Consider the following 13,903-nt stretch of genomic DNA (forward strand, 5'->3'; position numbering starts at 1 on the left):
ACGATAGAGGCATGATCGACATCACACCCGTTGACGGTGTCCCCAGCGATGCCCCGCTCCTTGAGGTCAAAGACCTCGCCGTAACGTTCAGCACTTCGTACGGCGATGTGATCGCCGTCGAAAATGCGAGCTTTACCCTGCGACGCGGGAAAACCCTCGCGATTGTTGGCGAGTCCGGTTCGGGAAAGTCGACGACGGCGATGTCCTGCATCGGCCTGCTGCCGTCCAATGGCAGGATTACCAGCGGCAGCATCCTGTTCGAAGGCCAGGACCTCGCCACCATTTCTGAAACGAAGATGCGCGCCATCCGCGGGCGGGCCATCGGGCTGGTCCCGCAGGACCCGATGTCGAACCTCAATCCGGTTACCAAGATCGGCACCCAGGTGGCCGAAACTCTCCTGGTGCACGGAATGGCAACCAAGAAGAACGTCAAGGAACGCGTCATCGAGGTCCTCACCGCGGCTGGACTGCCCGACGCCGGTGAACGGGCCAAACAGTACCCCCACGAGTTTTCCGGTGGCATGCGCCAGCGCGCCCTGATCGCTATCGGGATGGCATGCCAGCCGCGGCTGCTGATCGCCGACGAGCCGACCAGCGCGCTCGACGTCACGGTGCAGCGGACCATCCTCGACCAGATTGATCAGATGACCGAACAGTTGGGCACCTCGGTGCTGCTGATCACCCACGACCTCGGCTTGGCGGCTGAACGGGCCTCCGATCTCGTGGTGATGCACCGCGGCCGGGTGGTGGAGACCGGTCCGGCACAACAGCTCCTCACCGACCCCCAGCACCCCTACACCCAGTCGCTCGTTCGCGCTGCGCCCAGCGTGGCAGCAGTCCGCCTCCAGCCGGGGACGTACCACGCCGACACCGCGAAGCGCGTCGATGCTGCGGAGGCTGTGTTCGCCGAACACCAGACCGAGGCGGCCGAGGCTATCGCCGCGGCCGCGACAGCAGGGCGGAACATCGTCGAGATCCGCGACCTGACCAAGGTCTACAAGCGGCGGGGCAGCTCCGAGGACTTCTACGCGGCGAAGAACGTGACCCTTGATGTGCCCCGCGGCCAGACCGTCGCCATCGTGGGTGAGTCCGGTTCAGGGAAGACGACGACGGCGCGGATGCTCCTGAAGCTCATCGAGCCGACGTCGGGCAGCATGACCTTCGACGGAATGGACGTCGGAACGCTGGACAAGGCGCAGCTGGCTGACTTCCGGCAGCGGGTCCAGCCGATCTTCCAGGACCCCTATTCCTCGCTGAACCCGATGTTCACCATTGAGCGGATCGTTGAGGAACCCCTCAACGCGTACAAGAGGGGGTCCAAGAGTGAGCGGCGGGCCAGGGTCCGCGAACTGATGGACCAGGTGTCGCTGCCGCAGGCCGCGCTGCGCCGCTACCCCTCGGAGCTTTCCGGTGGACAACGGCAGCGTGTCGCGATCGCCCGTGCGCTGGCTTTGAAGCCGGAGCTGATCATCTGCGACGAGCCGGTCTCCGCGCTGGACGTCCTGGTGCAGGCCCAGATCCTGAAACTGCTGGGCGATCTGCAGGCGGAGCTTGGACTGAGCTACCTGTTCATCTCCCATGACCTGGCTGTGGTCCGCCTCATTTCCGACTATGTCTGCGTGATGAAGGATGGTGAGCTGGTGGAGGCGGCGAGCTCCGAGGAAGTGTTCCAGAACCCGCGCCACCCGTACACCCGGAAGTTGCTGGCCTCGATCCCGGGCAACGAACTGAACATCGCTTAGAACCGCTCCTGGCGGCAAAAGACCCCGCACCGATGGTGCCGGGGTCTTTTGCTTCCTCTCCGTCCCGCTACTTCTTTCGGGTCTTGGGATCCAGCGATTCGCGAAGGGATTCGCCCAGCAGGGTGAAGCCCAATGCCGTAACGGCGATACAGATACCCGGCAGGAAAGCCAACTGCGGCGAGTTCGTTAGTTCAGCCTGGGCATAGGTCAACATTCGCCCCCACTCGGCCGTTTGGGGCCTGCCGCCACCCAGCCCCAGGAACGACAGCGCTGCGGCGTCAATCACCGCGGTGGCAAGGGTCAGGGTCGCCTGGACAATCACCGGCCCCACACTGTTGGGCAACAGGTGGCTCATAGTGATGGTGGAGCGGCTCAGCCCGAGCGTTTGGGCAGCAAGGATGTAATCCGAGCCTCGTTGGGAGAGCATTGACGCGCGCAGCAACCGAGCGAAGATAGGCACCTGCGAGACACCGATAGCGATCATCACCGCGTAGGGCCCCTGACCCAGGATCGCCGCAATGCTGACCGCGAGCAGAAGGCTCGGCACCGAGAGCAGGATGTCGACGAACCGCATGATGACGCTGTCTACCCAACCGCCAAGGCGCCAGCAAGCAGCCCCAGGATCATGCCACCGACGAGGCCGAGGGCAGTCGAGACGACGCCGATCAGCAGTGACGCCTGCGCTCCCCAGATCAGCTTGCTGAGCAGGTCACCACCGAACCGGTCGAGCCCGAGCGGGTAGGCGTCAATTTCACCTGGCCCCGGAATATTGGTGGGGGTAATCTCCGTCCGGCCCGGCAACTCATTGCCGCCGTAAGGAGCAAGCACCGGTGCCAGGATTGCCACCAGCAGGAACAGGCCCACGATAACTGCACCGGCGATGGCCTGCGGGTTCTTTCTCAGCCGCCGGAAGGCGTCCTTCCAGAGTCCGGTTCCGGCGTCGTCGGGAATGGTCGGTTCGGTGGGCGTTGGCCCGTCACCGGCGGATGGAGGCAATGTTGTACTCAACTCACACGCACCCTTGGGTCGATGATGCTGTAGGAAATGTCAACCAGTAGATTGATCACTGCGTACAGGATGGCAATAAGGATGATGAACCCCTGGAGCACCGGATAGTCGAGAGCGAAGATCGCGTCAGCCAGGAATTTCCCGATCCCGTTGAACGCAAACACCGTCTCGGTGAGCACCGCGCCCGAAATGATGAGGCCCGTCTGCAGCCCGATGGTGGTGACCACCGGGAGCATCGCGTTGCGGAGGATAAACCGGTTCCGGATGGTTTTCTCCATCAGGCCTTTCGCGCGGGCGGTGCGGACGTAGTCGGCATTCTGGACCTCGAGGACCGAAGCGCGGGTGATCCGCACAATGATCGCCAGAGGGATGGTGCCCAGGGCGATGCCCGGCAGGATCAGGTGCTGAAATGCGTCCCAGGCGGCGTCCCACTCACCGGTAAGGATGCCATCCAGCACATAGAAGTCGGTGACATGGGTGGCGTCCATCCGGGGATCCTGGCGGCCGTCCGGCGGGAGGATCGGCCATTGGATGGCGAAGAGGTACTTCAGGATGAAGGCAAGGAAGAAGACGGGAACGGTGATGCCGAGGAGGCTCAACACCACTGAACCGTGGTCGACGAATCGCCCATAGTAGCGGGCGGCCACATAGCCCAGCGGGATGCCGAGGCCGATCGCGAAGATCAGTGCTACCACGGCAAGTTCGACGGTACCCGGAAACCGGGTGGCGAACTCCTCCAGCACCGGACGCCCGGTGTCGATCGACGTGCCGAAGTCCCCTTGCAGCAGCTTGCCCATGTAGGTCAAGTACTGGGCGATGATCGGCTCATTGAAGCCGTATAGCTCGTTGACCCTCTCCACCGCTTCAGGGGTGGCCCGCTCGCCCAGCAGGGCAGTGGCTGGGCCGCCGGGAAGATTGCGTACCCACAGGAACAACAGGATCGACAGGCCGATCAGAGTGGGTACCAGCAGCGCGAGGCGCTTACCAATGACGCGTAGCACGGGGTCCTTTCAGGAACTGATCAAACACACAGGAATCAAACACTGTCCAACGAGCAACAGGAGAGCCGGGCCCAGTAGGCCAGGCTCTCCTGTCATCGATAGGTGTTACTCGTTGAGTTCGATCATGTTGAACACCTCGTCATTGACGGGGCTTGCCGGGTACGAATCAACGCGTGGGGCAAACGCCAGCGACGGTGCGGGATGGGCCAACGGGATCGCCGGATTGAACTGGGCAATCTGTTCGTTAATCTCCTCGTACGCAGCGGTCTGTGCTTCACGATCGGTCATACCGCGTGCTTCGTCCAGTGCTGCGAACAACTCGGGGTTGTCGAAGCCGAACTCGAGCTTCTCCTGGCCGAAGAACACACCAATGAAGTTGTCGGTGTCGTTGTAGTCGCCGGTCCAGCCGAGCAGGTGGATCCCGTGGTTAGCGCTTCCCTGAATGTTGTCCAGGTAGTCAGGGGTCCACACGGCAGGTGCAGGTGTAGCGGTAATACCTACAGCGCTGAGCTGATCGGTCAGGTTGGTGAAGACCTGCTCAGGGGTTGGCATGTACGGCCGTGACACGTTCGTCGGGTAGTTGAACTCCACTTCGAAGCCGTCAGGGTAACCGGCTTCCTCAAGCAGTTCCATGGCCCGCTCGGGGTCATACTCGTAGGTGGTCACCTCGTCGTTGTAACCGTCAACCACGTCTGGAATGAACTGGGTAGCCAGCTGCGTTCCCTCGGGAAGCGTCTGGTCGATCAGTGCCTGCTTGTCGATGGCGTGGTGGATTGCTTCGCGTACCAGTGGATCACTGAGCTCCTCCACCTCGTGGTTCAGACCCAGGTAGAGGATCGTGAAGGGATCGCGAGGCACAATCATGAAGCCTTCGCCCTCGAGGGTGGGGATATCGGCGGGCGAGACCAGGTCAAACCCGTCGACCGTGCCCGCCTGCAGGGCCTGCGTGCGCGCCTGTGGGTCGTCGATGACGCGGAAGATGATGGTTTCCACATCGCCCTGCTCACCCCAGTAGTCCTCGTAGGTGGAAAGCTGCAACTGCTCGCCCACCGACCAGGAATCGAACTTGAACGGCCCGGTACCCACGGGGTTACCCTCGGCGTAAGCGCTCAGCGCTGGCGCTTCAGCTGAACCGCCAATGTCATCGGCAGCGAACTCCTCGAGCGCCGTCGGGCTCTGCATGGCGAAGGCCGGCAGCGACAGAGCGGGAATGAACCCGGCGAACGGCTGTGCAAGGGTGACGGTCGCCTCAAGGTCCCCGTTCACTTCACAGGATTCGTAGACGGCTGCGTCAGGTGAGTCGGCGAACCCGCGGAACAGGTTGTTGTAGTAGTAGGAGACGGATGGCGCCTGGGCGACACCGGTCCAGTTGTACCAGCGGTCGAAGTTGAAGCAGACAGCCTCGGCGTTGAACTCGGTGCCGTCGTGGAAGGTGACACCCTCCCTCAACGCAAAAGTGGTCGACAGGCCGTCCTCGGAAGTTTCCCAGGACTCGGCGAGCAGCGGCGCGGGGTCGGCGGTGCCAGCCTCGACGCCCACGAGGCCCTCAAACAATTGACGGCTGACCCGGAAGGTCTCGCCGTCACTGGCAAAGGCGGGGTCAAGGGACGCAGGATCCGACGACGCAGCAAAGACGAACGTCGAGTCGACGGTCGCTTCACCACCGTCGGCAGTGCCTTCATCCCGCTGGCTTTCGACGCAACCGGAAAGCAACAGCGCACCGATTGCCAATCCGGCCGTCACCACAGCTGCCCGCTTCTTTGCGGGGCGTGAGCTGCGCGGCGGTGTGGCGCTTTCTTGCATGTTGTGCTCCTCATGTACGAGTGGGGAGGCAGCGCACGTAACGTGATGCCCTGACGGCTTCGCCGGAGCGGAGCAATCTGTGGAACGAGCCTAACCCCGAGGATGTCCTCAGATGGGATTTACCTCACAGATGTGGTCACGATTTGGTTACGCGTTGTCGACTGACCGTCCTCGGGAGAGCACGCTAGGGTGACGGTTGACCCATTGGTGTGGAGGGATTGGCATGGCTGAGCAACTCGACACGGCCGCGTGGTACCGGCGGTTCGCGCTCGTTGAAACCCGCGGATACTCCCCCACGTACGCTGAGTGGTGCCTCGGCATCAGTGAGGACCCGCAGCTTCTGCCACGGCTCGACACCCTGCCCGCGGCGAAGCGCCAACCCAATCTGCTGCTCGGCGCCGCCCGATACCTCGCGCCCGACCGGCGCCCTACGCCCTGTTCCGCACTTTTTTGCTCGAGCACTGGTCACAGGTGCGTGCAACGATGCTTGCCCGCAACACCCAAACCAACGAGGCCGGCCGAAGCGCCGTCCTGCTTCCCCTACTGGCCCACATCGCCGACAGCGAAAACACGCCGCTAGCCCTGATCGAGGTCGGCGCCTCCGCAGGGTTGTGCCTGTATCCGGACCGGTATGGGTACTCCTACGACGACGGACCCGTCCTGTCCGCCAGCGCGGTCCCCGACGCCCTGGTGATGGAATGCGCCACCACCGGCAACCCGCCGCTGCCGACGTCGTTACCTCACATCAGCTTCCGCGCCGGACTCGACCTGAATCCGCTCGACGTCGCAAAGGACGACGACGTCGCCTGGCTGGAAGCACTGATCTGGCCAGAACATGTGCAACGGCGGGACCGGCTCCGCGCCGCCGTCGAGGTAGCCCGACGTGATCCGCCGCTCCTGCTGAGCGGTGATCTCGTCGTCAACCTTGAGAGCCTGGTGGATAGTGCACCGGCGGACTCGGTGGTGGTCGTGTTTCATAGTGCGGTGCTTGGATACGTCGATGAGCCTGGCCGCGAGGCGTTTCAGGACACCATGCGGCGGCTGACTGCTGACCGCAGCAGGCCGGTGCACTGGCTATCGAACGAAGGGTACGGGGTGTTGCCAGGAGTGGAGGGTGCGATGGCTAAGGCCGAGGTGGAGGTGGTCCGGCTGTTTGTCCTCGCCCACAATGGGAGCCCGGCAGCACGCACTGGCGGACACGGGCAGACGCTCGACTGGCTTGGCTAAGGCCTAGCGGTTGTTGCATTGACCGGCTGACACCGTGTCAGTGAAGACGCTGGCCTGCTCGGCAATGGGCTGCAATTCTGCCAGGGTCAGCGCGTATCCCACCGGCGCATCCTGAGTGGATTTTGCGAAGATCACGCCGGTCACCCGCCCTTGCATGTCCAGCAGAGGCCCGCCCGAGTTACCCTGCTGAACGTTCGCTGCCAGGCTGTACACGTTGACTGACGCCGGATCCGCGCCGTAAATGTTGGCGACCAGGACATCGCTGCGATTCTGGATGCTGGCGGGCTGGATTTGGAAGGGGCCACCGGCGGGGTAGCCAGCGAAAGCCGCAGTGTCCCCCGTGGCGAGATCCTCACCGAGGGGCAGGGGCGCACGGTCCAGACCGTCGACGGCGAGGACCGCGATGTCCCGAACGGCGTCGAAGTGGACGATACGGCCGGGCAGCGCTCCCCCACCGGGAATCTCCACCACCGGTTCGTTGACCCCCGCAACCACGTGGGCGTTGGTCACCACCCGCCCTGGAGCAATAATGAAGCCCGACCCGGTTTGGTTTTGGCCGCACTGGAACGCGGTACCAGCAATACGCAACACCGATTGGGAAGCCGACGCGAGCTCGGGGGTGTCGACGGCCGCCTCGGGGACTGGCAGGGGGGCAGCCGGTGCAACGCTTTCGAGAATTGTGGGGATCCCGTCGTCGACGGCGATGGTGCGCAATTGCGCCATCCACGTGCGAACCGGCGACGGCGTAAGGTTGTCGATTCCCCTGATCACCTGTGACGAGGCAATGGATTGGGACAGGAAGGGCATGCCGAGCGTGCCAATACTGAAGGCCAGCATGGACATCACCAGTGCAGCAACCACCACATTCACGACGCCGCCGAGCAGCCGGTCGACCATTCGGATCGGACGGAAATCGAGGGCACGGCGAATGGCTCCACCGAGCCGGGAGCCGAGGGCCTGGCCAAGGACCACCAGGACGAATGCTGTGAGGATGATGGCGGGAAGGCGCCAGGCGTCGTCGGGCACCCATTCGCTGACGAGGGGAATAGCGAAGAACGCAGCTATTGCTCCGGCAACGAAGCCTGCGATCCCGCCGAGGGTCACCAGGAACCCGTTGCGGAGACCGGCAACGAGATACCCGACCAGTGCCAGCACCAGCAGGATGTCCAAGATGGTGAAGTCCGGCACGTGCGCTCTCCCTGATCATCGGGAGGCGCGACGCCTCCGTTACCCGACTGAGTCTATCCGGCGGTACTGACAATCTCCTGAGCGCATGTTGAACCCCTTTTTTTCAGGCCGTTGGGCGGGAAATCTGGGCGTTTCCGCCCAAATGGGAGGCAAATAGGCTATTCCGACGGCGAACACGCGTGTAGCAGGTGTCACAAGTTCGTTATGTACGGCAAGATGGAATGAGCCGACAATTTATCAGGAGATTTCATGGACATCGAGGTACTGCGCCGCGCGCCACTCTTCGCTTCGTTGGGCGACGACGTTTTCGCCGCACTCACCGACGAGCTGACCGAAGTGGATCTCTCCCGCGGGGCATCTGTCTTCCGCGAAGGCGATCAGGGCGACCAGCTGTATTTCATTGTGTCCGGCAAGATCAAGCTCGGTCGCACCGCCCAGGACGGCCGCGAGAACCTGCTTGCAATTCTTGGCCCGGGCGAGCTGTTCGGTGAGATGGCATTGTTCGATCCCAGCCCTCGAACGGCCACGGCCACCGCCGTTTCCGAGACGCGCCTCGCCGGATTGAAGAATGAGAACCTGCGGACCCTTCTGGAAACGCGTCCCGAGGTTTCGGCCCAGCTGCTGCAGGCCTTGGCCCGCCGGCTGCGCCGTACCAACGAGTCGCTGGCTGACCTGGTGTTCTCCGATGTCCCGGGCCGCGTTGCGAAGGCCCTGCTGGATCTGGCGGACCGGTTTGGCCGTCCGGCCACCGACGGCATCCTCGTTGCGCACGAGCTGACTCAGGAAGAGCTTGCCCAATTGGTCGGAGCTTCCCGTGAAACCGTCAATAAGGCTCTCGCGGAGTTCGTGCAGCGCGGGTGGCTGCGCCTTGAGGCGCGCGCCGTCGTCATCCTCGACATCCAGCGGTTGCGTCAGCGCAGCCGCTAGCATCACACCCTCATAAGTCCACGTAGAAAAGACCGGGAGCATCACGTTCCCGGTCTTTTCTGTGTGGCCTTTTATCAGGTCGCGATGTGGACGCTCCCTTTTGCTGGAACAAAAGCCTTGGCTAGGGTTTCTACACAGCGTAGAATTCTTTCACGCATCGTGCGGAACGGGATGAATTCCATCATCTGCCGCCATGCAGGGGTTCACCTTCTGTGCAAAGGAGCACAACCATGATTCCTGATGACCTGACCCAGAGCCAGTTCGACACTGTCTACAACTTGCTCTCGCTGGTTATTGCTTCACAGCTATTCACGGCCGTTTTCCTCATCCTCGTTCTTCCCCGTGTCCTTCCCCGGTACCGGCAGGCACTTGTCATCGCAGCAATAGTCTGCGGCATTGCTGCCTACCACTACTTCCGGATCTTTGACTCGTTCAAGGAGGCATTCGTCACGGATGCTGTCGGCGGACGCGGGACGTACGCGCAAGCTGAGGGCGCGTCGTTCAACGAGGGGTACCGGTATGTGGACTGGCTACTGACGGTGCCACTGCTGCTGGTGGAACTCATCGCAGTTCTGGCCCTCGCCCGAAAAGTGCAAACCAGCCTGCTATGGAAACTGGTACCCGCTGCGACCCTGATGATCGTGCTCGGATACCCCGGAGAGATCAGTAGCTCAGACAGCGTAAGAGTCCTGTGGGGGATCCTCTCCACAATTCCCTTTATCTTCATCCTGTACGTATTGTTCGTCGAACTGACGAAATCGCTTGATCGCCAGCCTCCGCAGGTCCGGAAGCTCATCAGTCGCCTTCGGATCCTGCTTCTCGCGAGTTGGATCGTCTACCCGCTCGCATATGCGCTGCCGCTCCTTGGCATCTCAGGCGCCGACGCATGGGTCCTGAAGCAAGGCGGGTACTCCATCGCTGATATTGCGGCTAAAGCAGTCTACGCACTGATTATTTATCGCATCGCGAGACTGAAGTCCTATGCTGACGACCCCGCCTTCGCGCGGATCGAGGAAGGACATGAGCCCTTTGAGGAATCGAAGGTATCCCGGAAGCCGCGTTAGGGCAGTTCGGCCCTGAGCCGACCAGGGAGGGCGGTGATGGCCACGCTAACGACCGCGTTGGCCGGATCCGCCCTCGGTGGCCACCGAACAAGCGACCTCAAGCATTGGATCCGCCTCCTCGGAGGGTGTCATCAGATGCGGGTAATAAACCTTCATGGGCCGTTTGTGACTCAAATAAGCCACGCAACCCTTCGAGGATCCAATCTTCTCCAGGATCAGACGGACCGCTGGTACGGTCAGCTCATCCAGCGCCCGGCCCACCGTGTTGGGCTGGCCCACTTCATCGCCCAAGGTGGTGGCTTCGGCCTTCGCGACTTCCCTGGATGCGCAGCGCCATTCACCCCACAAACCCTTACTCGCGAGCGCCGTAGCTTCCTGGCCAGTCGGCTGGGCCGCCGCAAAATAGTGGGTGTCGAACCGGCGGTGAGCGTAATCGGGGCTAAGCCAGTGCGCAAGCGGTTTCAGCAAGTCGGTGCGGAGCCCCAGTCCCCGGCGGGCCAGGATGTCCGAAAACGATCGCTCCTGGGTGGCAATGTCTTCACGGGCCTTCATCCACTCAGGGCTCCTACTGCCGTCGACGAGGGACACGGCATCCGGTCCAGCCAGCAGCACACCGGTCTCCTCGAACAGTTCGCGGATGGCTCCGACCACGTGGCGCCGCGCCACAAACAGGTCATCGATCCCCATCGCCTTTGCCCACTGGGCAGGGGTGGGCCCAAACCAGACGACGTCGTCGTCGTCGGACTCCTCGATGCTGCCGCCGGGAAACGCGACGATCCCCAGTGGGGATTCGCCACGCCGGTATGAAAGGTAAGTTTCAGTCCCCGGAGGGGCATCGCGGATCAAGACCACCGACGACGCCAGGCGGGGTTTGACCGGCGTCCGCTCGCCGTGTTCGACCCAGCTTCGCGCTGCGCCCAACTGGTCTTCGGGAACTGGAAAAAGGCGGTTACTTATGTGGCCCACAGGAATCAGACGAACTCCGCGATAATCTCGACTTCCACCGGCGCATCGCGGGGAAGCACTGCCACGCCGACGGCGGAGCGAGCATGAGCACCGGCGTCGCCGAGCACCTGCCCCAGCAGGTCGGACGCACCGTTAATAACCTGAGGCTGGCCCGTGAAGCTGGGATCGGAGGCGACAAACCCGACCACCTTCACGATCCGGCTAATCCGGTCCAGATCCCCGATCTGGGACTTGATCGCGGCCAAGGCGTTCACCGCGCAGGTCGCTGCGTACTCTTTCGCGGCCTCCGGCGTCACCTCGGCGCCAACCTTGCCCAAAGCTGGGAGTTCACCGTTAATAAGCGGTAGCTGCCCGGCGGTGAAAACATAGTTGCCCGTCACCACTGCCGGGACGTACGAAGCCAGTGGCTGCACGACGTCCGGGAGAGTGATTCCGAGATCCAGCAGCCGCTGTTCGACAGCTGATGTTGGGTTGTCGGTGCTGGTCACGACTGGTTCTTCTCTCGTTTCAGATAGGCGACGAGGCCTTTGCCGTCCGGTCCGGGAACTACCTGCACCAGTTCCCAGCCGTCCTCTCCCCACTGGTCCAGAATCTGCTTCGTGGCGTGGATGATGAGCGGAATTGTGGAGTACTCCCATTTGGTCATGGTTCACAGACTAGCGCGTGCTTGTAAACTGGGGTAATGGCTGCTCGTAAATCACCGATCTTTGACACAGCAACCACCCTGGGGAAGATGATTGCGTTTCTCGGAATCAGTGCTTTGAGCGGGGTGCTTGCTGCGGGTCTACTGGTCCCAGTTGCTGCGGCAACGGGTACCGGTGCTTCCGCCTCGATTCAGTTCTTCGAAGAGCTGCCGGCGGAACTCGAGCGTGGGGCGCTGGCCCAGCCATCGAGGATTCTCGCTTCGGACGGGACGCTGATCGCCACCCTGTATGAGGAGAACCGGCAGCCAGTCACCCTCGACCAGGTTTCCCCCAACATGGTGAACGCCCTCCTCGCCATCGAAGACGCCCGGTTCTACGAGCACGGCGGCGTGGACCTGCAGGGCATCATGAGCGCCGTCGTGAGCAACGTCAGCAGCGACACCACCCGCGGCGCCTCCACCATCACCCAGCAGTACGTCAACAACGTCCTGATTGATGCCAGCCTGCAGAGCGGTGACGGATCGGTCACTTTCAGCGGCGGCAAGACTCTTGGCGACAAGCTCCGCGAAGCAAAACTGGCCATCGCCGTCGAAAAGGAGCTCAGCAAGGACGAAATCCTTGAGGGCTACATGAACATTGTGCCGTTCACCGGCACCACCTATGGCGTGCAGGCAGCATCGAGATACTTCTTCAACGTCGAGGCAGCTGATTTGAACATCCAGCAGGCGGCCCTCCTCGCAGGCGTGGTCAATGGACCCACGTTCTACAGTCCGGAACTCAACCCGGAGCGCTCCCTGGAGCGCCGCAACCTGGTGCTTGGCGCCATGCTGTCGAACAGCCACATCACCCAGGAAGAGTACGACGCCGCCGTCGCCACCGACCTCGGGTTGGACATCACCCCCACGCTGAGCGGCTGTGTCGGCGCGGAACAGGCACCGTACTTCTGCGACTACGTCACGCATCTGATCCTGAACGATCCCGCCTACGGCGAATCCCTTGAAGCACGCCAGGACACCCTGTACCGCGCGGGGCTGACGATCACGACGACGCTCGACCCCGTTGCGCAGACTGCTGCCCAGACAGCCATCAATGAAACCGCTGGCCGCGAGACCACCGACCCCTCGGTAGGACACTCGATGGTCAGCATGGAACCCGGAACCGGCGACATCTTGGTGATGGCACAGAACACCAGGTACATGCCTGGCACCGAGCCGGGCGATTCGGTGCTGAACTTCAATGTTGATCAGTACAGCGGTGGAGACCCCAACCAGCCCTTGGGCGGTGTGGGAGGATTCCAGCCCGGATCGACCTTCAAGCCCTTCATTGTCGCTGCCTGGCTCGAAGACGGCCGGGCGTTGAACACCACCATCGACGGCCGCAAAAGAATCTACCCCCAGTTCGATGAGTGGGAGGCAAGCTGCTATCCCGACGGAAAGTACGTCCTGCCTGATGAGGACGGGTACGAACCGCAGAACTACGGGGACATCAACTACGGCAGCTACACCGTCCTTGAAGGACTGGCCCAGTCGTACAACACCATCACCATGGAGACGGCACGTCAGATCGATCTCTGCATGCCGTTCCAGATCGCCGCGGATCTAGGTATCCACGATGGAAAGAGCGCCGACGGGGATTACACACCGTTGACAGTGTCACCTTCAGCCCTTATTGGCGGCGGATCTGAGGTTTCACCGATCTCGATGGCCACTGCGTACGCGGCATTGGGGGCCGAGGGGATGACCTGTGAGCCGCGGGCGCTCACTGAAGTGGTAGCCGTTGACGGCACCAGCTTCCCCGTTCCTGAAGCGGCCTGTGAACAGGCGATTCCCGAGGAATTGGCTCGCGGAGTGAACTACGCCACCGAGGCTGTCATGGAGCGAGGCTCGGGTCAGCTCCTGGAGTTCGGGGACATTCCCATGGCCGGCAAGACAGGAACCAACGATGCCCGGTCCCAGACCTGGTTCATGGGGTACAACTCGGGCATGGCAACTGCCACCTGGCTGGGTAACTGGAAGGCGAACAGCGTCAGCTTGGGCGAATTGCAGATCGGCGGCCAGATTTACCCCGAAATTGATGGTTCGTTCATTGCGGCTCCGTCCTGGGAGCGGTTTATGCAGCAGATACCTGGGCTGCACTCGGGAGAACCCTTCACCGACCCCCCGCAGCGGATGCTCAACGCGCAGCGTCCCACCATTCAGACCCAGCCAGGCAACGGCAACCAGACCGGGAGGCCTGGGGATAACCAGGGCAGTCCAGGGAACAGTGGCCCTCCTGCTGATCCCCCACCGGGAAACAGCCCAGAGGACCCAGACAACAACGAAGACGAAGGCTAA

At 62.3% G+C, this 13,903-nt stretch carries 10 protein-coding genes and 2 pseudogenes; 5 read left to right on the forward strand and 7 right to left on the reverse strand.

What is annotated here, in order from left to right; all coding sequences use genetic code 11:
• Nucleotides 1-11: 11 nt before the first annotated feature.
• Nucleotides 12-1,742, forward strand: coding sequence for an ABC transporter ATP-binding protein (locus DDA93_RS10530; protein WP_116778741.1), 1,731 nt, complete (start codon nucleotides 12-14; stop codon nucleotides 1,740-1,742).
• A 67-nt stretch (nucleotides 1,743-1,809) separates the two neighbouring features.
• On the opposite strand, the pseudogene DDA93_RS10535 reads toward DDA93_RS10530, so the two are convergent.
• The 3 genes and pseudogenes from DDA93_RS10535 to DDA93_RS10545 form a co-directional block, all read right to left on the reverse strand.
• Nucleotides 1,810-2,750: pseudogene (locus tag DDA93_RS10535) on the reverse strand (ABC transporter permease).
• Complete coding sequence (locus tag DDA93_RS10540; protein WP_019483153.1) at nucleotides 2,747-3,751, reverse strand: ABC transporter permease; 1,005 nt, start codon at nucleotides 3,749-3,751, stop codon at nucleotides 2,747-2,749. Before DDA93_RS10540 ends, DDA93_RS10535 begins: the two are co-directional and overlap by 4 nt.
• 105 nt (nucleotides 3,752-3,856) lie before the next feature.
• Nucleotides 3,857-5,554, reverse strand: coding sequence for an ABC transporter substrate-binding protein (locus tag DDA93_RS10545; protein WP_243400595.1), 1,698 nt, complete (start codon nucleotides 5,552-5,554; stop codon nucleotides 3,857-3,859).
• Between the two features lie 223 nt (nucleotides 5,555-5,777).
• Here DDA93_RS10545 and DDA93_RS10550 point away from each other — a divergent pair.
• A pseudogene (locus DDA93_RS10550) lies at nucleotides 5,778-6,781 on the forward strand (DUF2332 domain-containing protein).
• Between the two features lie 3 nt (nucleotides 6,782-6,784).
• On the opposite strand, the gene DDA93_RS10555 reads toward DDA93_RS10550, so the two are convergent.
• A complete protein-coding gene (locus DDA93_RS10555; RefSeq protein WP_019483149.1) occupies nucleotides 6,785-7,969 on the reverse strand; it encodes a MarP family serine protease in 1,185 nt (394 codons plus the stop codon).
• Between the two features lie 249 nt (nucleotides 7,970-8,218).
• Between DDA93_RS10555 and DDA93_RS10560 the strand changes: the two genes are divergently transcribed.
• Together DDA93_RS10560 and DDA93_RS10565 are read left to right on the forward strand one after the other, a co-directional pair.
• Complete coding sequence (locus DDA93_RS10560) at nucleotides 8,219-8,896, forward strand: Crp/Fnr family transcriptional regulator (protein WP_019483148.1); 678 nt, start codon at nucleotides 8,219-8,221, stop codon at nucleotides 8,894-8,896.
• A 230-nt stretch (nucleotides 8,897-9,126) separates the two neighbouring features.
• Entirely contained in the window at nucleotides 9,127-9,960 is an 834-nt protein-coding gene (locus DDA93_RS10565) for a bacteriorhodopsin-like (RefSeq protein WP_019483147.1), read from the forward strand.
• A gap of 45 nt (nucleotides 9,961-10,005) precedes the next feature.
• Here the strand turns inward: DDA93_RS10565 and DDA93_RS10570 are convergent, their stop codons facing one another.
• The 3 genes from DDA93_RS10570 to DDA93_RS10580 are packed head-to-tail and all read right to left on the reverse strand — an operon-like array spanning nucleotide 10,006 to nucleotide 11,572.
• A complete protein-coding gene (locus DDA93_RS10570; RefSeq protein WP_116778742.1) occupies nucleotides 10,006-10,926 on the reverse strand; it encodes an NUDIX hydrolase in 921 nt (306 codons plus the stop codon).
• Nucleotides 10,927-10,931: 5 nt separating this feature from the next.
• Nucleotides 10,932-11,414: a RidA family protein gene (locus DDA93_RS10575; protein WP_019483145.1), complete on the reverse strand. Its 483-nt coding sequence runs from the start codon at nucleotides 11,412-11,414 to the stop codon at nucleotides 10,932-10,934.
• The gene (locus DDA93_RS10580; protein ID WP_019483144.1) at nucleotides 11,411-11,572 is read right to left on the reverse strand and encodes a DUF4177 domain-containing protein; all 162 of its coding nucleotides are present in this window, start codon (nucleotides 11,570-11,572) and stop codon (nucleotides 11,411-11,413) included. Before DDA93_RS10580 ends, DDA93_RS10575 begins: the two co-directional genes overlap by 4 nt.
• Nucleotides 11,573-11,608: 36 nt before the next feature.
• On the opposite strand from DDA93_RS10580, the gene DDA93_RS10585 reads away from it, so the two are divergent.
• Entirely contained in the window at nucleotides 11,609-13,903 is a 2,295-nt protein-coding gene (locus DDA93_RS10585; RefSeq protein ID WP_116778743.1) for a transglycosylase domain-containing protein, read from the forward strand.

It is taken from the genome of Arthrobacter sp. Bz4 (genome assembly GCF_003075455.1).
In the GTDB taxonomy this organism is placed as follows: Bacteria; Actinomycetota; Actinomycetes; order Actinomycetales; family Micrococcaceae; genus Arthrobacter_D.

Coding starts and splice junctions, on each gene's coding strand:
- DDA93_RS10530 (WP_116778741.1), top strand. CDS start 12: ATGATCGACATCACACCCGTTGACGGTGTCCCCAGCGATGCCCCGCTC.
- DDA93_RS10545 (WP_243400595.1), bottom strand. CDS start 5,554: ATGCAAGAAAGCGCCACACCGCCGCGCAGCTCACGCCCCGCAAAGAAG.
- DDA93_RS10560 (WP_019483148.1), top strand. CDS start 8,219: ATGGACATCGAGGTACTGCGCCGCGCGCCACTCTTCGCTTCGTTGGGC.
- DDA93_RS10565 (WP_019483147.1), top strand. CDS start 9,127: ATGATTCCTGATGACCTGACCCAGAGCCAGTTCGACACTGTCTACAAC.
- DDA93_RS10580 (WP_019483144.1), bottom strand. CDS start 11,572: ATGACCAAATGGGAGTACTCCACAATTCCGCTCATCATCCACGCCACG.
- DDA93_RS10585 (WP_116778743.1), top strand. CDS start 11,609: ATGGCTGCTCGTAAATCACCGATCTTTGACACAGCAACCACCCTGGGG.